We start from the raw sequence: 20,741 nt of genomic DNA, 5'->3' as shown, positions 1-20,741 counted from the left end.
CATTTATTTCTACGGCCGAATGCCGGATTCGCTGCATTCATTCCAACCTGCGGCCGCTCTTTCGGATTAGCCCCGGCGCAAATCTCTTTTACTGCTTATCCAGCTTGGCTTTGGCGGCGCTTATATCGATGTTAACCTTGGCAATCGCCGCCCTTAGCCGCGCTTGCGCATCCTTGGCCATCAGCGCATTGTCAGCGTTCGCCTCGTAAATGCAGCCTGCATTTACGAGCCAAGATATGCCTCAAACCAAAGTTTCCAGCGTTCGTATTTATTCCTTATAGCTTTAGTATGAGGTGTTGCTTGTACTTTAACGGATTTGCTCCGGCAAGCGGGCGGCAGGACTGCGGCCAGGATAGCCGCGCCTTGCAGGCTGGCGTCTTTTTGCAACAGGTGGCGGACTTCAAATGAACTGCATGAAGCTATAGCTATGCCTTGTTGTAAAGTAGACAACTCAGATAGCCCGCCCGACAGATAAACACGCTCTATGCCGTATAGCTGATGAAAATCCTCGAGAATTTTCGTTACTCGAAAAATAATGCCTTCCAGCAATAAACAAGCAATTTCATGCGGGTTAAGGTGCTCGACGGATGAGGAAAATACGATGCCGGCGTGCTTATGAAAATACGGCGCCCCCATTCCATCAGGTTCGGGAATACAAAACAGCTGTTCTATTTTAGCCAGATCTTCTAGCCGGCATTGCCTGAAAGGATAGGGTGCCAGCGCCGCGGCGATGGAGTTCAGCGTGCCTTCAATGGCTAAATGAGAGGTCAGGGCGATATCCTGATAGATTAATGTTTTCAGGTAGCCTTCTGTCGGTATCTTGTCTTGATCGGGAATATAGCGGATGACGAAGCCGCCGGTGCCCAGATTGACTAATGCTGCCGCGCTCTCGGGCTTTATGGCGGCGATTAGCGCGGCAGACTGGTCTGCGACACTGGCGTTAAGCAGGCAGTTATTGTTCAGCGGCAGCAGCAAACCGCAGGATGGCTTGATTTTGGGCAATATCGGGGACGGGATTGCAAATAGGCCGCACAGTCTTTGCGACCAGTCGCCGCTGTGAATATCCATTAACAGCGTGCGCGCCGCCATTGACACATCGGTTTGATAATATTTCCCGCCCGACCAGCGCCAGATCAGAAAAGTATCCAGAGTGCCAATGAGCAGTGAACCTTGCTCCAGACCGATGCGCCATTCCGGATACTGCTGAAGCAATTGCCGCACTTTAGGGGCAAAATAATAAGGCGCGAGGCGCAGGCCGGTGAGTTCTATGATAGTGCTTTCTTTTGCTTTCAAGGCCTCGCAACTGGCCTCGCCTCTGCTATCCTGCCACGAAATGAGTGAGGTTACGGGAAGCCCTCCGGCCTTTTCCCAGATCAGAAAAGAAGAGCGCTGGCAGCATAAACCCAGTCGGGCATGACTGCCTGCATCGGCCAGACATATTTCCAATAGCTGACTGGCTGTTTTCAGATAGGCCAGCCCATCGCTTTCATAGCGTCCGTTTTCACCTGAAATTACCGGTGCAGGGAGGCTAAGCACCGTGTTGAATTCCCCGTGATTGTTCAGCAATCCGGCCTTGATTGAGGTTGAACCCAGATCGAGGGCAATGGTTTGGGTTAATGAATTAGCCATTTGCGGGAACAGATGTCGAGCTCATTATTCATCGTATCCTCATCCCAATTCAAAGCATCTGCGGCAATTCGGGCCAGCCGTTCTAATTCACCGGCAGTCATTTTCGCCAATATCAATAAAGGCATGCGGCGTCGCAGCAGGTCTTCCAGATGGACGACCATTTCATGCTGCGCAGAGAAAATCAGGTCAGCCATAATAAAGGGCAGGGCGGGCATTATGCGTTTAGCCAACTCAGGATGTTGTTCGCATAATCGCAAAATGCCGGAGACTCGATTGCCATGCCGCCGTAGCAGCCATTGCGCGCTTGAATTATCTATGCCGAGCCCCCTTGCTATTTTCAGAGTAGTTTCTGTCCATTCTTTATAATCTTCTTCAGGCAGCCACGGAAACGCTTTTCCAAAAGTCTGACAGGAGGCGTTAACGCCTAAATTTTGGCAGAGTGTATCGACAATGACCTCAGCATCCTGTCTGGCCGACGTCAGTTTTCCACCAATTGAAGAAAGCAAGCCGTTTTCTGCTACGTGTAATTCCCAGTCGCGGCTGACGCTGGACGGCGATGCTTCCGCGCTTGACTTTAATACGCGTAAACCGGCGTAGCGTCCGATAATATCCTGTTCAGTCCAGTTAACCGTCTTCAATACGCGATTAGCTTCGGTCAGCAGGTAACGGATGTCTTCCTCGTCGACAGAAAGCTGATCGATATTGCCGTGATAATCGGTATCGGTAGTTCCCAATAGGGTCAGCCCGTACCAAGGAATCAGGAAGAAAACGCGCCCGTCAGTTTCGGCTGTCAGCAGCAGGGCTTCTGTTTCAAGCAATCCGGGCATTATTAAATGCACGCCTTTTGATAATCGGTAGCTAAGGTTTCCATTTTGAAGGGTTGCCGACCATCGGCCTGTTGTATTAACGACTTGGGCCGCACGGATTTTTGCTGTTTCTCCGTTAGTCTCATCCCGGATTTCAGCGCCGCAGACTTGGCCGTTGTTTTCCAAAAATCGCATGACTTTACAATAATTCAGGCAAACAGCCCCGTTTGTCCGGGCGCCGTCTATCAGTTCGAGCACCAAACGGGCATCGTCGGTTTGGGCGTCAAAATAAGTGAAGCCTTCGATTAAGTGCTCAGGTACAAGAAATGGGAAGCGCTTTATAAAGTCGCTTCGGGAGTAGCGATGATAAGCCTGGTCTTTTTGGACAATACCCGCAAGCAGGTCATACAGGCTCAGGCCGATCTTTAGTCTGAATGAACCAATGCGGCTATGTTTATAAACAGGAACGCCAAAACGCAGCGGCCAAACCCGGTGCGGCGCGGATTTGAGAAGCATCCGGCGTTCAGCAAGCGTTTTGCGGACCAGTTTTAAATCGAAGGATTCCAGATAACGCAGGCCGCCGTGAATCAGCTTGCTGGAGGCGGAAGAGGTGGCGCAGGCCCAGTCCCCCTGATCCACAATGGCCACTTTTAAGCCGCGCAATGCGGCATCATAGGCAGTCCATGCGCCGTATATTCCGCCGCCGCAAATCAGCACATCAAACTGCCGGCTCTTGAGCCGTGAAAAGTCCCGTTGCATTAATTACGAGCAGATCTGATTTGCAGCGCTTTTTGCGGAAAATCGGTTATCAGCACATCGACACCAAAATTTAACGCATGGGTGATTTCTTCATTGCTGTTGCAGGTATAGGTTACGATGCCTTTGCCGTTATTGCGCAGCCGTTCGATGATGGCATCGGTGAGTATCGCGATGGGCATGCACAAACCCTGCAAAAATTCATGTTCTTTCAAAAAGCCCTCAATATCAGTCTGGGTATGATGCTCTTTTAAGGCATAATAAAGCGGAAAACCGGGGGCATACTGATCGGCAAAAATCATGCTGGCCAGGTTGAAACAGGAAATGAAAATTCCATGTTCCCGGGGATCGCCGATGAGGTCTATACATTGTTTTATTTTACTTTCGTGCCGGTGGGGCTGCTCCCAATCGCGGTTTTTGATTTCAATCTGCAACCGGCAGCGTCCGCGGTAGGTATCAAGAAATTCCTTCAGGCTTAAAACGCCTTCCGGTTCAGCCGACGAGGAAAAGTGGCGGGCAAAATTCATTTGTTCAAGCTGTGCGTAATCAAAATCGTCAATGTGTTTCCAGGGATGGCCCAGTTTATTGAGAAAGCGGTCATGCCAAAGCACTGGAATACCGTCCCGGCTAAGCTGAACATCCGTTTCCATGCCGTCTATCGGGTAGTTCAGCGCTTTGTTGAAAGCGGCGCGGGTATTGTCAGCAGCCTCGCGGTTTGCACCGCGGTGAGCGAAAATAAGGCATGAGCCGGGATTTTGAATTTTCATAAATTGATGACTGTATAAAAGGTTTAAAGTGTCCTGCCGCAAACTGCCGTTTTTAGCCAGCATAATTCAGCGCATGGTAAAATGCGAACAGAAGCAGGTTATCTTGTGTAAGAAACGCCGGCTAAATAGCCAGCCATGCAGCTTGATCTTTACTAAAATTCAGGGGTGCAGTAAAGTTTTCCATGAAATTAACTTTCAATTCCTTTATCAGATTCAATAACATAATTAACCCATACTAACCCAATGCCCACAAACGATACTCAGCCTTCGTCCAATTTTATCCGCCAGATCATTAATCAGGACCTTGAGGAAAACAAAAACAACGGCAAAGTCGCCACGCGGTTTCCGCCGGAGCCTAACGGTTATCTGCATATCGGTCACGCCAAATCGATTTGCCTGAATTTCGGTATTGCCGCCGAATATAACGGCGCTTGCAACCTGCGTTTTGACGACACCAATCCTGAAAAGGAAAGCGTCGAATACATGGAATCCATCAAAAGGGATGTGCATTGGCTGGGCTTTGAATGGACGGAACTGCGCCATGCTTCGGATTATTTCGAACAGCTCTATGATTACGCCCTGCAATTGATCCGCCAGGGCAAAGCTTATGTGGACAGCTTGTCGGCCGAACAAATCAGGCAATACCGCGGCACCTTGACCGAACCCGGAAAAGCCAGCCCGGACCGGAACCGCTCCATAGAAGAAAACCTGGATTTATTCAAGCGCATGCGCAATGGCGAGTTCGCGGACGGTCAATATGTATTGCGCGCCAAAATCGACATGGCATCGCCGAATATCAATATGCGCGATCCTGCGCTATACAGGATCCGGCGCGCACATCATCAGCGTACCGGCAATGACTGGTGCCTGTATCCGATGTATGATTATAGCCACTGCATTTCCGATGCGCTTGAAGGCATCACGCATTCGCTGTGCACCCTGGAGTTTGAAGACCACCGCCCGCTCTACGACTGGGTGCTCGATGAGCTTGATACGCCCTGCCATCCCCAGCAGATAGAGTTTGCCCGATTGCAGCTGGAGTACACGATTGTCAGCAAGCGCAAACTTAATCAACTGGTCACTGAAAAGCATGTCAATGGCTGGGATGACCCGCGCATGCCGACGCTTGCAGGCTTGCGCAGAGCAGGTGTTACGCCCAAAGCGATTCGCGATTTTTGCGAACGCATCGGCGTCACCAAACAAAACTCATGGATAGAAATGTCGGTGCTGGAGTACTGCATCCGGGAAGATTTGAATGACAATTCGCCCCGGGCTATGGCAGTTTTGCACCCGTTGCGCGTAGTCATAGACAATTATCCGGAAGATCAAACCGAATATCTTGAAATCAGCAATCACCCGCAACGCCCGGAACTTGGGAAACGCGCCGTGCCATTCGCCAAAGTCGTGCTGATTGAACAGGATGACTTTGCAGAAATGCCGCCGCCCAAATTCAAGCGCTTGATAACAGGCGGGGAAGTGCGTTTACGCGGCTCTTATGTTATCAAGTGCAATGAAGTCATCAAGGATGCCGACGGCAATATTATTGAGCTGCGCTGCTCCTATGATCTCGACACGCTGGGCAGAAACCCCGAAGGCCGCAAGGTTAAAGGCGTTATCCACTGGGTTTCCGAACAACACTCAAAACCGGCGGAACTGCGTCTTTATGACCGGCTGTTCACGGTTCCTAATCCGGATAATGAGGAAAACTTCCTGGATGTGTTAAATCCTGATTCGCTGGAAGTGCTTACCGGTTGCAGAGTCGAGGCTAGCCTCGCTGACGCCCGGCCGGAAAGCCGCTATCAATTTGAAAGAACAGGCTATTTCTGCTTCGATGCGATAGACAGTGTTGACGGCAAACTGGTATTTAACCGCACCGTAACCTTGCGAGATACCTGGGAAAAAGGCACCGCCCTATAGTCTTTGGATTAATCCTGCCTGATACGGTTCATATAAACGGTGGCGCCAATCACAGCGGCCGGCGCGACGATAATATTTAACAGCGGAATAGTCAGTCCTAAAACGGCTATTCCGCCAAAACTCAAGGCGCCCAGCCTCATGCTTTTAAGTAGTTGTTTCTGTTCAGAAAACAATAATCCTTCATTTTCCAGTGGATAGGCCATGTATTCCAGCGCCATGCCCCAGGCTCCGAATAAGGCCCAAAGAAACGGCGCGATCACATTGAGACCGGGAATAATAGACAGCAATAGCAGCGGGATTGCACGGACGGCAAAATACCCGAGACGTCTTAATTCGGCCAACATGACTTTCGCCAAAGGCTGTTCAGCGCTTGCATAGCTCCGGCCGGATATTATGGCCAGGGCTTTTGCCGATAATTTCCCGTAAAAGGGAGCGGCGATCAGATTCGCCAATACCGTGAAAGTGAAAAAACCGGCTATAAAAAAGCTGATAAAAAACAGCGGCCATAATATCCAGCTTAACCATTGCAGCCAGCCCGGGATAAACTGGTTAATCAAATCCGCTACATAGAAATAACCTAATGCCAGCGCTGCGCTGTACAGCACGATATTTATCAATACCGGGACAACCAGAAACTTGCGTAAGCCGGGCGTGCCCAATAATCCCACACCCTTGAAAAAAGAACTGACAGCTAAAACGGGATTGTTGCCTTTATTATTCACTCTCATTTTTTAAAATCCTTAGACTTTGCTCGGAGGGATGCAGGACAGCGCCGCGTTCTGTGACAATTGCTGAAATTAATTCCGCCGGCGTCACATCAAAGACAGGATTCCAGGCGCTGACTACAGAGCCTTCCTTAAGGTAGCACGCAGCCAGTAATTCATTTTGATGGCGTTGTTCGATTTCTATCTGATCGCCACAAGATGTCTTCCAGTCAATCGTGGAGGTGGGCGCCGCCACCATGAGTTTAACGCCGTGCTGCTTGGCCAATACGGCTAATGAATAAGTGCCGATTTTATTTGCGGTATCGCCGTTCGCGGCAATGCGGTCGGCGCCGACGATTATCCAGTCTATGGCGCCTGATTTCATCAGCCATGCCGCTGCCGAATCCGCAACCAATGTGACGGGAATGCTCTCCTGAGCCAGCTCCCAGACAGTTAGCCGCATGCCCTGCAGCCAGGGCCTGGTTTCCCCGGCATACACTTTTATATGATTTCTCCTGTACATGCTTCTGATAACGCCCAGTGCCGTGCCATAGCCTCCGGTTGCCAAAGCGCCGGTATTACAGTGGGTCATGACGCCTCTGGCGCCGGTGATAATGTCGGCCCCGAGCTCCCCCATCGCATAATTGGCGGCAATGTCATCGGCGTGGATTTTTTCCGCACAGGCCGAGATTGCCGCCAGCGGCTGCTCAAGCTGCTGATTCAGTACCGTTTTCATCCGATCCAATGCCCAAAACAAATTGACGGCGGTAGGTCTGGATTGGGCGAGTAATTCAATATCATCCATAACCCGTTGCCGCCAGTCCGCTGCGCCATAATGACGACGTGCAGAAAGCGCTGCCCCGTAGGCGGCGGCAATGCCGATTGCCGGAGCCCCGCGCACGCGCATTGTGGCAATAGCTTTGGCCACGCCGGCTGCGTCGCTATATTCATCGTAAATGGTTTGTTCAGGTAATTGCCGTTGATCAAGCACTCTTAGCGTGTCCCCGGTCCATTGCAAGGCTTGTACCGTCAAATTATTTTGCATTGTCATTATTTATCAAAACTGATGTTAAAAAGTTATAATTTTACAACTTAACACAGGAATCTCTCATGATCGTCGATACCCTAATTCATGCCCGCTGGATTATACCTGTTGAACCCGAATCCGTAACCCTGGAACATCATACGCTGGTTATTGACGGCGGCAGAATTGTCGACCTGTTGCCTACCGGCCTGGCCAGGCAAAAATATCAGGGCCTTGCCACCGAAAATCTGGAAAACCATGCGCTGCTGCCCGGTTTGATCAATTGCCACACCCATGCGGCCATGACCTTGATGCGCGGCATTGCCGATGACCTGCATTTGATGGACTGGCTGCAAAATCATATCTGGCCGCTGGAACAAAAGTGGATGAGTGAAGCGTTTGTCAGGGACGGGACGGACCTGGCGATTGCCGAGATGATCAGGGGAGGAACGACCTGCTTCAATGACATGTATTTTTATCCCGAAGTAACCGCAGCACAGGCTATACAGCATGGCATACGCGCCATTGTCGGGCTCATAGTCATTGATTTTCCGACGGTATGGGCTTCAAACACGGCGGAGTATATAGAAAAAGGCCTTGCCCTGCATGACCAGCTGCGTCATCAATCATTGATTTCTGCAGCTTTTGCGCCGCATGCCCCTTATACCGTTTCGGATGAAGCTTTGCAAAAAATCAGGACCTTAGCCGATGAGCTGGAATTGCCTGTCCATATGCATCTTCACGAAACCCTGCACGAAGTCGAAGAGGCGCAGAAACAAAACGGCCGGCGGCCCTTGCAGAGACTGCATGAGCTCGGCCTGATCAATCCGTCATTCCTCGGGGTTCACATGACCCAGCTAAGCGGCGATGAAATCAGCCTGTTTGCCCACACTGGAGCACATATCGTGCATTGCCCGGAATCCAACTTAAAACTGGCCAGCGGTTTTTGCCCGGTCGCCAAATGTCTGGCGGCAGGAATCAATGTTGCATTAGGCACCGACGGCCCTGCCAGTAACAATGACCTCGATATGTTCGGGGAAATGCGCACCGCGGCTTTACTCGGCAAAGCCGTTGCCGGCGACGCTAGCGCAGTTCCGGCCATGACCGCCCTACGCATGGCTACGATTAACGGCGCCAGGGCCTTAGGTCTGGATAATGAAATCGGCTCTCTGAGCATCGGCAAATCCGCCGATGTGATTGCGATTGATTTATCCTGCCTGGAAACACAACCGTTATATTGCCCTGTTTCACAGATAGTTTACGCCGCCAGCCGGCAGCAAGTCACCGACCTGTGGGTAGCCGGCAGATGCTTGTTAAAACAGCGGCAGCTAACCACCATTAACACCGCTGACTTAAAACTGAAAGTTGCCGAATGGCAGCAGCGGCTGGCAAGTTGATCTGGAAATTTTGAATTTTAGTAGCCCCCAATGATAAGTTTCAGGGAAGCGGTTCAAGCAACAGCTTAGCCGAATAGCGTTGAGATCGGGAAAAGCTCGAACCGGAAACCAGAAATTTTAATCAATGATTTTGGCCCTGGATTGAAATCCCTGTCTCCTACTTTTTTATGGCAGCAGCGCAGGGAGATTCGAACTACCCGGAATCAGCCAGGATGAGAATAGGTCTTGCCGCGCCGGCGGCTGAAATTCATGAAAACAGCAATTGCCGAACCCATCATTCAAAATAAATCGGCTCAGATAATGCGCAGCAGTTTATTTAAATAACTGCAATGCAAACATCATTGCATCTTCGCGGCCGTTTTCGGCCGGATAGTAACCTTTCCTGATGCCGATTTCATTAAAGCCGATTTTTTTATAGAGCGCAATGGCGACCGGGTTGGAAGGTCTGACTTCCAGAAAAATGGTTTCTGCGCGCCCCCTCGCTACTTCAATAAGGTTTTCCAGCATCTTGCGGCCTATGCCCTGCTTTTGCTCGGCCGGGTCCACACAAATATTTAAAATATGCGCTTCGCCTGCGGCGATTGAAAGAATGCTATAGCCCAATACTTTATCGAGCTCTTCACATACCCAACAGCTATAACCGGCTCTGAAGCAGTCTTTAAAAATGTCTTCTCCCCACGGAAACTGATAATTTTTTCTTTCAATTTCCAAAACCGCCGGTAAGTCAGAAGCATACATTTTTCTAAGGCGTATTAAATCCTTTCTGCCCACGGAATCAGGAAAAACCTTGGCGTAAAATTCTTTATCAGCATCATAAACTACAAAATTTTTAATTTTATCTAATAATCCCTGCATAATGACCTTCAATATTTTTATAGGTTTGCACTGCGAATGTTAAATCCACCCAGGCTTTGCGTTTGTCCAGCAAGGAGCGCAGCAAATACGCCGGATGATAAACTACAACAACCGGCGTATTATCGAGCCTATGTAGTTTGCCTCTCAGTTTGGAAAGAGGCTCATCTGTTTTTAATAATGTCTGTGCTGCAATGCGGCCTACTGCCAATATAATTTTTGGCTTGATCAACAGCCGTTGTCTTTGCAGGTAATCCCTGCAACTTTCAATTTCATCAGGCTTGGGATTGCGGTTGCCGGGAGGTCGGCATTTTACTATATTGGTAATGAAGATTTCTTCCCGGGCAAGGCCTATCGCCCTTAACATTTCAGTTAATAATAGCCCGGCGCTGCCGACAAAAGGCTTGCCTTGCAAATCTTCATTTTGCCCCGGCGCTTCACCGATCAGCATCCAGTCCGCATTTTTATTACCCGACCCGAAAACTGTCCGGTTGCGCGTTTCACAGAGGGAACATTTTGTGCAGACAGCAACTTCATTTTGCAGCGACTTCCAGTTTATTACTTCCGGCAAATCAGATTCAACAGATGGCCCCGGAGTGTCAAGGCTATAACTTTCTGTTGCCGAAGGCGGCGATTGCGCAGGTTGCGTCAATGTTTTCGAAATCCAGACATCAATGCCCATGGCCTCCAGATATTGCAGGCGTCTCGCGTTATCCAAAATCAACCTCATCTGCGCTGCTTATCAGTAACCATAAAGAACATTAAAACATTATCCCGCATCCTCATGAAGATAATTAATTGTAAGCCAGGACAAGATGAGTTACGACAAAAAGTTTACTGAAGCCGCTAAATATCAGAGCGTCATAAAAACAAATAGCCAGTTCGCTGTTAAAAGCATGACAAAAGAAAAACACCTCAAATATGCTTTTATGCGCATAAATAATACATAAATTCCAGGTTTTTTTTGTTGATTGAAATCAGACAGTCAGGAACAAGTTGAATAGATAAAGGAATTACTGCCAGGTGAGGTAATAAAAATACGGCCATATTGAGTCGATTTCTTGATTTATCGTGTTTTACAGCTTTACTGGTTCTTAACATTTAGAATGATTTTACGAGTAATTCAATTGAAACAGAAAAATAAACCTTACATTGCGCACTTCCGGGTTGCTGACAAAAAAGAGCAAACACTGGACAATCATTTACGTGAAGTTGCCGCCATAGCCAAAAAATTAGCTACAAAAATCAATGTACCCGAGGCAGGCGAACTCATTGGGCTATTACATGATTTCGGTAAATACAGCTCCCAATTTCAAAACTACATAAAATCTGCAACCGGCCTACTCAATCCGGATATTGACGATGATTATGTCAATACAAAAGCGTTAAAAGGCAAAATAGATCACTCTACCGCAGGCGCCCAGTGGGTATGGGAAGCGCTTGGTAAAGTTGGGAAAAATGGGGAAGGAAAATTATGCGGACAAATACTGGCGCTGTGTATTGCTTCACATCATAGTGGCTTAATTGATTGTTTAAAACCGGAGGGGGTTAATGGTTTCAAGGTGCGCATGGACAAAGAGGATGAAAAGTCCAATTTGTCCGAATGCAAACACAATGCGGACGCAATAATTTTAGAACAGGCAGGACAGTTGGCTGATAAGCCTTTAATGTCCGCCATACTCAAGCAAATAAAATTATTAACCCAGCAAGAGCAGCACGGGCAATTAATATCTGAAACCATTAAACACTTTTATATCGGTTTTTGGACGCGATTTTTATTCAGTTGCCTGATTGACGCAGACCGTATCAATAGTGCTGATTTTGAAATCCCGAAAAATGCGTCTTATCGAAATAAAGCCGTGTCGTGGATTATTGCCATAAATCGTCTGGAGTTGTTTTTAACCGAGCAACAAGCCAACGACACACCGATTAACGCGATACGCAACACGATTTCTGATACCTGTAAAAATCGGGCGCAGGATGCACAAGGCATTTATACGCTTACCGTACCGACAGGCGGCGGTAAGACTTATGCCAGCCTGCGTTATGCACTGTATCATGCAAAAAAACATGGGTTAGAGCGCATTATCTATATTATTCCCTACACCTCAATTATTGAGCAAAATGCTCAAGCCATCCGCAAAGTTATTGAACAGGTTGGTGAGGATTATTCTTGGGTACTTGAACATCACTCAAATTTAGAGCCGGAAACTCAAACCTGGCACAGCAAACTAGCTGCTGAAAATTGGGATGCCCCCATAGTCTTGACTACGATGGTGCAGTTTTTAGAAACATTGTTTAGCGGCGGTACGCGGGGCGCTCGCCGTCTGCATCAATTATCGAATAGCGTTATCATTTTTGATGAAATTCAAACCTTACCCATTAACTGCACGCATTTATTTTGTAATGCTCTTAACTTTTTAAGTACCTATACCAAAACAACCGCAGTTTTATGTACAGCAACCCAGCCCTTGCTAGATCAATTGAGGTCGTCGGAAAAAGGCCAATTACTGATCCTCGATGAAAATCACCTAATACCTGATGTCAGACAATTATTCGATCAATTAAAGCGCGTTGAAATCAGCAATAAAACCAAGCCTGAAGGCTGGTCGGAAGAAGAAATAGCGGAATTGGCACTGTCTGAATTCAAAGTTAAAGGCAATTGCTTGGTTATCGTCAATACCAAAGCGTGGGCGCAGGCCTTGTATGTCAAATGCTCGAAAACAGTCGATGCTGATAGCTTATTTCATTTAAGCACCAATCAATGTTCCGCACACCGGAGTGAACTTTTCCGCAGAATGCGGGCAAGACTAGCGGATGGTCTTCCGGTGTTATGTTTCAGCACCCAATTGATTGAGGCCGGTGTCGATATTGATTTTGCCAGCGTTATCCGCTTTCTGGCAGGCTTGGATTCGATAGCCCAAGCAGCGGGGCGCTGTAATAGAAATGGTCGCTTGGATACCGCTACTGTGCATGTCGTCAATCCGTCAAAAGAAACCATTGATCAGCTGATCGACATCAAAGTAGGGCAGGAAAAAACCAGACGGGTATTCAGTGAGATTGATGGTAAAGCCTTATTAGATCCTGAAGTCATAGCGTTGTATTTTAGATACTATTTTTATGACCGTGCAGATGAAATGGCTTATTCGTTGAATGAAAAACAGGCCGGGCGAATCGACACGCTATTGAGTTTACTCAGCAATAATAAGTCGAATATTCACCGAGAAGAACCCTTGCAATTAAGACAATCGTTTATGACTGCCGGCAATGCTTTTAAAGCGATAGACGCGCCGACGCAATCCGTCATTGTTCCCTATGAACAGGGAGAACAATTGATTGCTGAATTATGCGGACTGTCAACAGCATTTAATGCACCAGGCTACTATGCTTGTTTAAAGCAAGCGCAAAAATTCAGCGTTAACGTCTTTCCGAATGTATGGAAAAAATTGCTTGAGCAAAAGGCAGTGCATGAAATTCATCCGGGTGAAGGCATGTATTGTTTGGATGAACGCTATTACAGTCCAGAATTTGGCTTGTCTACCGAACCTGTTGGTAAGACTGAAGCGATTATTTTGTAGGGTGGGCAAACAGCTATACCATTTGCCCACCATTTACCGATGAGAAGTGGGCAGAAAAGCACTGCCCACCCTACATAATTTTTTATATATCCAAAGGAAGGTGCTCGTGAAAAACAGCATTAGTTTTCGATTGTGGGGCAGGTATGCGTTATTTACCGATCCCATTACCAAAGTAGGCGGTGAAAAGTGCTCGTATCACTTACCGACTTATGAGGCGATAAAAGGAGTACTCAAATCCATCTACTGGAAGCCCACCCTGATTTGGTATGTCGATAAAGTCAGGGTGATAAAGCCGTTGCGTACTCAAACCAAAGGCACTAAGCCTTTGGTGTGGAATGGTGGCAATAGCTTGGCTATTTATACTTTTTTGCGGGATGTCGAATATCAGGTTGAAGCGCATTTTGAATGGAACGAATATCGCCCCGAACTGGCGAAAGACCGTATTGACGGCAAGCATTTCAGCATTCTAAAACGCACCCTGGAAAAAGGCGGCAGGCAGGATATTTTTTTAGGCACACGCGATTGTCAGGCGTATGTAGAACCTTGTGAATTTGGTGCAGGTGAGGGTGCTTATGATGAGCTCGATGAATTAGCTTTCGGCTTGATGTTCCATAGTTTTGCGTATCCTGATGAAACCGGCAAAGACCAACTAGAAAGTATTTTGTGGAACGCCACATTAAAACGCGGGATTTTAGAGTTTCCAAAGCCGGAAAACTGTGAAAAACGCCGTAAAGTCAGAGATATGTACAAAAAGACCTTTGTCTTAAAGGAAAATATACAGCCAGTTGATGACATGGAGGAATGGCTATGAGCTGGATGGAAAAGCTTTACCTCACTTATGAGGAAGCAATGCTTCAAAAGCAAGAATTACTGCCTATAGCGCATGTTAGCGAGAAAGTGCATATTAAAATCGTTCTTGATGGCACGGGTAGGTTTAAACGAGCGGATATTATGGACAAGGGAGCAAGAATAAACGTACCTGCTACAGAAAAAAGCAAAATGGGCAGAACAGGTTCCAAACCTCCGCCTCATCCCTTATCGGAAAAGTTACGTTATGTGGCAAAAGACTATTCTGCTTTGGGCGGCAAAAAAGCCAGTTTTTATAATGAGTATTCCGCTTTATTAAAAAGCTGGTGCGATTCAAAGTACAAACACCCAAGAGCTGAAGCAATTTATGAATATATAAGCAAAGGCAATGTTGTTCGGGATTTAATGGATAAGCACATATTGCCAATAAAAGATGGTTTGCTGCCAGTCTTAAAAAATGCGGATGAAAAAACGCTACATCCCACATTTAAAAGCCTTGCCGATGCTAAAACAAAACTTATCGATTTCGGCGATGCCTTAATTTGCTGGTCAGTCGAATTAAACATGGACGACTTAGAACCGGACGTTTGGGAGGATAAAACTCTGCAAGATAAATGGATAGATTTTGTTTCCGATCAAGACGGTATTGAAGGCTTATGTTATGTCACTGGAGAATTGACAACATTGGCCAATAAACATCCAGCAAAAGTACATCCGAGCAAAAAAAACGCCAAATTGATTTCTTCAAATGATTGGCAAGGTTTTACGTTTTTAGGAAGATTCACCGATGAAGAAGACAGTGCTAAAAAAATCGGGCTTCAATCATTTAGCATTGGTTCAGCCACAACGCAAAAAGCACATGCTGCCTTAGCTTGGTTAATAGAGAAACGGGGCTTTAAAAATGATGACCAGGTTTTTATTTCATGGGCAATATCAGGTAAAAAAATACCCGACTCTTTGAACAATGCTTGGACTTTTGATGATGAAGATGATTTTGAAGAAATAGAAGAAAATAAATCACCTGAACCAATAAATCTTATCGATCACAGCCGTGACTTAGGAGAATCATACGCGCTAAAACTTCGTAATCGTATTGCTGGATACCAAGCAAAATTAGAACCAAATGAACAAATTATTATTATGGGATTGGACTCTACCTCAGATGGCCGGATAAGCATTATTTACTACCGTGAATTTTTTAATGATGAATTTCTTGAGCGATTGGAAAAATGGCATAGTGAATTTTCTTGGTATCAATACTCTGAGCTTAAAAAACACGACGAGTTGAAAAAAAGCACGAAACCTAAATTTGGTTGGATTCCCTGTTCTCCAATTCCTAAAGACATTGCATTGATTGCTTATGGTCGGTTAGATGACAACGGTAATTTAACATTTGGTGATAAAAAGAAAAAACTTAACATAAAGAAAAAAGTAGTCGAAAGCTTGATTCCCTGTATTTTTGAAGACCAACAAATTTCAATCAATTTGGTTCAGGCTTGCTTTCGTAACGTAATTAAGCGCAGTTTCAACAACAATCCTTTATCCCAGAATTCCGAATCAAAACAAAAACAAATTGCTTGGTACAAAAGTCTTGGTATTGCCTGTGCGCTGTATCGAGGTTATTGCCAACGTCACCCAGAGATTAACTACCAGAGATACGCTATGGCACTAGAAAAAAACAGAAACACTCGCGATTATTTGTTTGGCAGACTTTTAGCGATAGCAGAACGTATTGAAGAAGCAGTGTTACGCGATGAAGATAAAAACCGAATCACTAAGGCCATGCTTTATATGCCGCGTTTTTCAGAGCGTCCTTGTGAAACTTGGCAAATTATTTTTAAAGAACTGCAGCCTTATCTTCAACGCTTAAAAACAGGTTCAGAATGGCGACCAGGTTTTTTAACTAATCGTTTGAGTGAACTCGATGAGATTTTTGCATTATTTGTAAATGATGATTTCACTCGACCTGGAGCTTTATCTTGTGAATTTTTGTTAGGCTATCACTGCCAACGTCATTTTTCTAAAAACGAATCCGAAACAACCAACACTCAAACCAATTCAGGAAAAAACCATGAGCAGCTTAAGCCACAAAATTGATTTTGCCCTTATCATCAGTGTTCGAAAAGCAAACCCCAATGGCGATCCATTAAATGATAACCGTCCGCGTACCGATTATTCCGGCAAAGGAGAAATTACCGATGTTTGTTTAAAACGTAAAATTCGTGATCGTTTACAGGCTGATGAACAAGCAATCTTTGTTCAATCTGATGAGAAAAAAATTGATGGTATGAATAGTTTGAGGGATAGAGCCGAAGCCAACCCACCGATTGGCTTAGGTAAGGATGTGTTTAAAGACAAAGAGAAACTTGCCAAGCTCGCCTGTGAAAAGTGGCTGGATGTACGCAGCTTTGGGCAACTCTTTGCCTATAAATATAAAAAAGATGAAGACGAAGAAGCTTCCATTGGGAAAGCAAAAAAAGGGAATGCCGAAGGCGTTTCTATCGCAATTCGAGGCCCAGTCACCATTCAATCTGCTTTTAGCATTGAGCGGATAAATATTACCAGTACCCAAATCACTAAAAGTGTCAGTGGCGAAAGCGATGGAACAAAAAAAGGTTCTGATACGATGGGCATGAAGCACCGAGTAGAAGACACTGCTATTTATGTAACCTACGGGGCAATGACACCTCAATTAGCTGAAAGAACTGGATTTAGTGATAACGATGCAGAACTGATTAAAGCCGTATTACCCAGACTCTTTGAAGGTGATGAATCTTCAGCGAGGCCCGCAGGTTCAATGGCCGTTAAAAAAGTTATCTGGTGGCAGCACAACTCAAAAGCAGGGCAATATTCGTCAGCTAATGTACATATTTTACTATCGGAATTGATAGATGCTTGGAAAGAAAATATCAAAGAGGGTAAAAGCTTATTAAATCAAATAGATAATTTGAAACCAGATTCTGAAAACGCTAAAAAATTAGAAGTTGGCAATTTGAAGCCTGAAATCATTGACGGATTTTAAAGCTTACCGTGCAAGCCATGACTGCTATTAAATTAAGTCGTCATACCGGCATGGATTCACTCCAGGCTTCCTTGCCCGAAGCCCTTCGGGTTAATGCAAATCTGTTCTGGACAGATTTGTGCCGGACTAATTCGCTGGGAGCGAATTTGGACGTGCGCAGCACGGGGCGATGCCCGAACCGCAAGGAGGCGGTGAGCAATCCAGTTCACAGGGATGTGGACCTGTTTACCGTCCTTGGTTTCTGGGTTCCGGCAATCCATGCCGGAACGACGTGGTTATTGCTAGATTGATGACAATAATGCAAACCCTGGAACCCATCTACCTGTCCCGCCTGCAACACTACCTATATTGCCCTCGGCAATTCGGCCTAATCGAACTGGAAGATATCTGGATAGAAAACCAGTTTACGGCGGAGGGGCAGGTATTGCACCAGCGGGTAAATCAGGCCGAGCAGCAAAAACGCGGTACGGTGCGTACCGTGCGGGCGTTACGGTTGGCAAATGCAGAGCTGGGCATCGAGGGCGTCGCCGATGTGGTGGAATATCACAAGCAAGCGGATGGTGCGGAAATTCCCTTTCCCATTGAGTACAAACGCGGCAAGCCCAAAGCGCACCGCGCCGATGAAGTGCAGCTATGCGCTCAGGCGCTCTGTCTGGAGGAAATGGATGGCGTGCCTGTGCCGGAAGGCGCATTATTTTATGGCGAAGTTCGCCGTCGGCATCCCGTGGTTTTTGATGCTGAATTACGTGATTTAACGGCGCAAACCATTTTGGCCTGTCGTGCCATTGTGCAGACTAAAGCAACACCCAAAGCCCTTTATCAAGCAAAAAAATGCAGAGGCTGTTCGCTGATTGATCAGTGCCATCCCAAAAAATTTGCTAAATCAGCGTCAGCCTGGCTGACGCAACAACTGGCACAGGATTAATCATGCGTCCCTTACGTAACGTCATTTACATCCAAACTCAAAATTCCTGGGTTCATAAGGATAACGAGAACCTGGTGTTAAAAGTAGACAACGAAATCAAGGCACGCATACCTATCCACAAATTACAAGGTCTGGTGTGCTTTGGACAGGTGACCGTTTCGCCTTATCTCATGGCGCATTGTGCGGAAAACGGCATTATCATTACTTACTTGAATCTATTTGGAAAATATCTGGCGCGAGTCGAAGGGCCTGTTAGCGGTAACGTGCTACTTCGGCGCACCCAACATTTAACCGGCCACGATACCGAAAAAAGCGTTGTCATAGCAAGGATCATGCTGTCGGGTAAACTTTATAACCAGCGTTATGTGCTGAGACGTTATGTGCGTGATTATGGCGATCAAGCCAGTGAGCAAGAGGCGCTTATAAAACTTGCAGCTGCCGAAAAACGTTTGACCCGCTGTTTAGCGCAACTCCCCGAATGCAAAACCATCGATACCCTGATGGGACGAGAAGGCGAAGCTGCCCAAGTGTACTTTGGGGTGTTTCAACATCTGATCCGGCAAGTTGGTTTTGAATTTGACATTCGCAGGCGAAGACCGCCGACCGATCCTGTTAATGCCTTGCTGTCGTTTTGCTATACCTTGCTAATCCATGATTGCCGCTCAGCTCTGGAAACCACAGGATTAGACCCGTCCAGTGGTTTTTTACATCAATTACGCAGCGGCAGGCCGTCACTAGCCTTAGATTTGGCTGAAGAATTCAGGCCCATGATCGATCGGTTAGTATTGTCATTAATTAACAAACGTCAACTGGCCGTCAAGGATTTTGAATATTGGCCTAATGGTTCAGTAACGTTAAAAGAAGAACCCCGCAAAACCTTATTGGCCGCATGGCAAGATCGTAAACAGGATACCTTAATGCACCCCTGGTTTGAAGAAACCGTACCGATAGGTCTGTTGCCTTGGCTGCAAGCCCAAATATTAGCGCGCTACTTGCGCGATGACTGTGATAGTTATGTGCCGTTTTTGTGGAAATAATCAGGAGAAGTCAACATGTTGATTCTGGTAACCTATGATGTCAGCTTTAAAAACCAAACCGGACCAAAACGCCTGCGGAGAATAGCGAAGCTATGCCAGGTCTTTGGGCAGCGCGTACAGTATTCGGTTTTTGAAGTGGAGGTTGATAGGGCGCAGTGGACCTTATTAAAAAATGATTTAATCAAAGCAATGGATGAAGAGGAGGACAGTTTACGATTTTATTACCTGGGCAATAACTGGAAACGCCGGGTTGAGCATATAGGCGCAAAAAAAGTATTGGATTTAAATGGACTGTTACTGGTGTGATGCGAACACCAAGCTGACATAAAAAACGCATAGCTTTCGCAACCATCATAACATACTGATTAGTATGTCTTTTTATAGTTAGTCTTGATTGAATTATAATGTTTATCGCACTTGCTTTAATTGATTCGCAGCTAAAGGAGTATTTGGCTTTTAAATTCAATCAGTTAGGCAAAGGCAGTCGCGCCCCGCGCGGGCGCGTGGATTGAAACAGGCGCAGGCGCTGGCCAGCGCCGGCCTGCTCAGTCGCGCCCCGCGCGGGCGCGTGGATTGAAACAGATAGCCCTGGCTCTGCCGCCAGATCAGCTGGTCGCGCCCCGCGCGGGCGCGTGGATTGAAACTTTGTCATCTATCAGTTTGAGCATCCTGCAAAGTCGCGCCCCGCGCGGGCGCGTGGATTGAAACCTGCCGAATTCGGCGCTCGGCCACGACCTGATGTCGCGCCCCGCGCGGGCGCGTGGATTGAAACCACTCCCGGGCTTGGGAAAATGTCCACCGGGGGGTCGCGCCCCGCGCGGGCGCGTGGATTGAAACGCTATCGGTCTCGGTCTTGCCGGCCGGGTCAAAGTCGCGCCCCGCGCGGGCGCGTGGATTGAAACGAGGTTCGGCTGGGTGGCCATATAGACCATCGGCGGTCGCGCCCCGCGCGGGCGCGTGGATTGAAACTGGTATCGGCAATCTTCGCATGTAGTTTTGCTGTCGCGCCCCGCGCGGGCGCGTGGATTGAAACATGATCTACCTGCTTGAATACAACACCGCCAAAGCGTCGCGCCCCGCGCGGGCGCGTGGATTGAAACAGATTACGCCGCGTTATAAAAAGGAAAGACATCGTCGCGCCCCGCGCGGGCGCGTGGATTGAAACCAGGGCGCATGGCCGGCGCTAAAGCGTCCGTCGGTCGCGCCCCGCGCGGGCGCGTGGATTGAAACTTTGAAGCGAGCCGGCTTTGCTCCGCGTAATAGTCGCGCCCCGCGCGGGCGCGTGGATTGAAACAATTATGATTGTCTTCTTTCAGTTCCTCCCCCGTCGCGCCCCGCGCGGGCGCGTGGATTGAAACTGCTGAAGACGTGCCCGATCCGATCAAGGACGCGAGTCGCGCCCCGCGCGGGCGCGTGGATTGAAACACAGATGCCATTTATGTATGAAATGGGCAAGAGTTAAATAAATGAAATCAGGAAGCAACACCCTTATTCTTCATGAGAGAATAAGGGTGTTGGAT

General features: G+C 47.3%; 16 protein-coding genes and 1 CRISPR repeat array. Of the genes, 9 read left to right on the top strand and 7 right to left on the bottom strand.

From position 1 onward, the window contains the following. Positions 1–222 precede the first annotated feature (222 nt). Genes HUX64_RS09150 through HUX64_RS09140 form a run of 3 tightly spaced genes read right to left on the bottom strand, consistent with a single transcriptional unit; the run spans position 223 to position 3,958 of the window. Complete coding sequence (locus HUX64_RS09150; RefSeq protein WP_174625929.1) at positions 223–1,629, bottom strand: FGGY family carbohydrate kinase; 1,407 nt, start codon at positions 1,627–1,629, stop codon at positions 223–225. After that, on the bottom strand, positions 1,614–3,194 hold the full coding sequence (locus HUX64_RS09145; RefSeq protein ID WP_174625928.1) for a glycerol-3-phosphate dehydrogenase/oxidase: 1,581 nt from the start codon (positions 3,192–3,194) through the stop codon (positions 1,614–1,616). The genes HUX64_RS09150 and HUX64_RS09145 overlap by 16 nt, the downstream gene beginning before the upstream one ends. Next, positions 3,194–3,958 (bottom strand): glycerophosphodiester phosphodiesterase, encoded by a 765-nt coding sequence (locus tag HUX64_RS09140; RefSeq protein ID WP_174625927.1) that lies wholly within the window; start codon positions 3,956–3,958, stop codon positions 3,194–3,196. The genes HUX64_RS09145 and HUX64_RS09140 overlap by 1 nt, the downstream gene beginning before the upstream one ends. A 243-nt stretch (positions 3,959–4,201) precedes the next feature. Here HUX64_RS09140 and HUX64_RS09135 point away from each other — a divergent pair, with 243 nt between their 5' ends. After that, complete coding sequence (locus HUX64_RS09135) at positions 4,202–5,875, top strand: glutamine--tRNA ligase/YqeY domain fusion protein (RefSeq protein ID WP_174625926.1); 1,674 nt, start codon at positions 4,202–4,204, stop codon at positions 5,873–5,875. A gap of 8 nt (positions 5,876–5,883) precedes the next feature. Here the strand turns inward: HUX64_RS09135 and cysZ are convergent, their stop codons facing one another. Continuing rightward, positions 5,884–6,603: a sulfate transporter CysZ gene (gene cysZ / locus HUX64_RS09130; protein ID WP_174625925.1), complete on the bottom strand. Its 720-nt coding sequence runs from the start codon at positions 6,601–6,603 to the stop codon at positions 5,884–5,886. Then, on the bottom strand, positions 6,590–7,630 hold the full coding sequence (mtnA, locus tag HUX64_RS09125) for an S-methyl-5-thioribose-1-phosphate isomerase (protein ID WP_174625924.1): 1,041 nt from the start codon (positions 7,628–7,630) through the stop codon (positions 6,590–6,592). Before mtnA ends, cysZ begins: the two co-directional genes overlap by 14 nt. A 59-nt stretch (positions 7,631–7,689) precedes the next feature. Here mtnA and HUX64_RS09120 point away from each other — a divergent pair, with 59 nt between their 5' ends. Further along, complete coding sequence (locus HUX64_RS09120; RefSeq protein WP_174625923.1) at positions 7,690–9,000, top strand: TRZ/ATZ family hydrolase; 1,311 nt, start codon at positions 7,690–7,692, stop codon at positions 8,998–9,000. 312 nt (positions 9,001–9,312) lie between these two features. Here the strand turns inward: HUX64_RS09120 and rimI are convergent, their stop codons facing one another. Further along, positions 9,313–9,855 carry a ribosomal protein S18-alanine N-acetyltransferase gene (gene rimI / locus HUX64_RS09115; RefSeq protein WP_174625922.1) on the bottom strand — a complete coding sequence of 181 codons (543 nt, stop codon included), beginning with the start codon at positions 9,853–9,855 and terminating at the stop codon, positions 9,313–9,315. Continuing rightward, a complete protein-coding gene (locus HUX64_RS09110) occupies positions 9,836–10,570 on the bottom strand; it encodes a uracil-DNA glycosylase (RefSeq protein WP_174625921.1) in 735 nt (244 codons plus the stop codon). Before HUX64_RS09110 ends, rimI begins: the two co-directional genes overlap by 20 nt. A 409-nt stretch (positions 10,571–10,979) precedes the next feature. Here HUX64_RS09110 and cas3 point away from each other — a divergent pair, with 409 nt between their 5' ends. The 7 genes from cas3 (at position 10,980) to cas2 (ending at position 19,527) form a co-directional block, all read left to right on the top strand. Then, positions 10,980–13,430 carry a CRISPR-associated helicase Cas3' gene (gene cas3, locus HUX64_RS09105; RefSeq protein WP_217426483.1) on the top strand — a complete coding sequence of 817 codons (2,451 nt, stop codon included), beginning with the start codon at positions 10,980–10,982 and terminating at the stop codon, positions 13,428–13,430. A 106-nt stretch (positions 13,431–13,536) separates the two neighbouring features. Next, the gene (gene cas5c / locus HUX64_RS09100) at positions 13,537–14,241 is read left to right on the top strand and encodes a type I-C CRISPR-associated protein Cas5c (RefSeq protein WP_174625919.1); all 705 of its coding nucleotides are present in this window, start codon (positions 13,537–13,539) and stop codon (positions 14,239–14,241) included. Continuing rightward, positions 14,238–16,334, top strand: a complete 2,097-nt coding sequence (cas8c, locus tag HUX64_RS09095; RefSeq protein ID WP_174625918.1) for a type I-C CRISPR-associated protein Cas8c/Csd1 — start codon at positions 14,238–14,240, stop codon at positions 16,332–16,334. Before cas5c ends, cas8c begins: the two co-directional genes overlap by 4 nt. Beyond that, positions 16,309–17,259: a type I-C CRISPR-associated protein Cas7/Csd2 gene (gene cas7c, locus HUX64_RS09090; protein ID WP_174625917.1), complete on the top strand. Its 951-nt coding sequence runs from the start codon at positions 16,309–16,311 to the stop codon at positions 17,257–17,259. The genes cas8c and cas7c overlap by 26 nt, the downstream gene beginning before the upstream one ends. A 169-nt stretch (positions 17,260–17,428) precedes the next feature. Then, entirely contained in the window at positions 17,429–18,184 is a 756-nt protein-coding gene (gene cas4, locus HUX64_RS09085) for a CRISPR-associated protein Cas4 (protein WP_246246972.1), read from the top strand. A gap of 2 nt (positions 18,185–18,186) precedes the next feature. Then, entirely contained in the window at positions 18,187–19,221 is a 1,035-nt protein-coding gene (gene cas1c / locus HUX64_RS09080; protein ID WP_174625916.1) for a type I-C CRISPR-associated endonuclease Cas1c, read from the top strand. A gap of 15 nt (positions 19,222–19,236) precedes the next feature. Then, on the top strand, positions 19,237–19,527 hold the full coding sequence (cas2, locus tag HUX64_RS09075; RefSeq protein WP_174625915.1) for a CRISPR-associated endonuclease Cas2: 291 nt from the start codon (positions 19,237–19,239) through the stop codon (positions 19,525–19,527). 177 nt (positions 19,528–19,704) lie between these two features. Then, a CRISPR array of direct repeats spans positions 19,705–20,646; the repeat unit is 32 nt; unit sequence GTCGCGCCCCGCGCGGGCGCGTGGATTGAAAC. Positions 20,647–20,741: the final 95 nt, after the last annotated feature.

This window comes from Candidatus Methylobacter favarea, assembly GCF_902806695.1.
GTDB lineage: Bacteria > Pseudomonadota > Gammaproteobacteria > Methylococcales > Methylomonadaceae > Methylobacter_B > Methylobacter_B favarea.
Note: the sequence above shows the minus strand (reverse complement) of the source record. Positions and strands in the feature narration are given on the sequence as shown.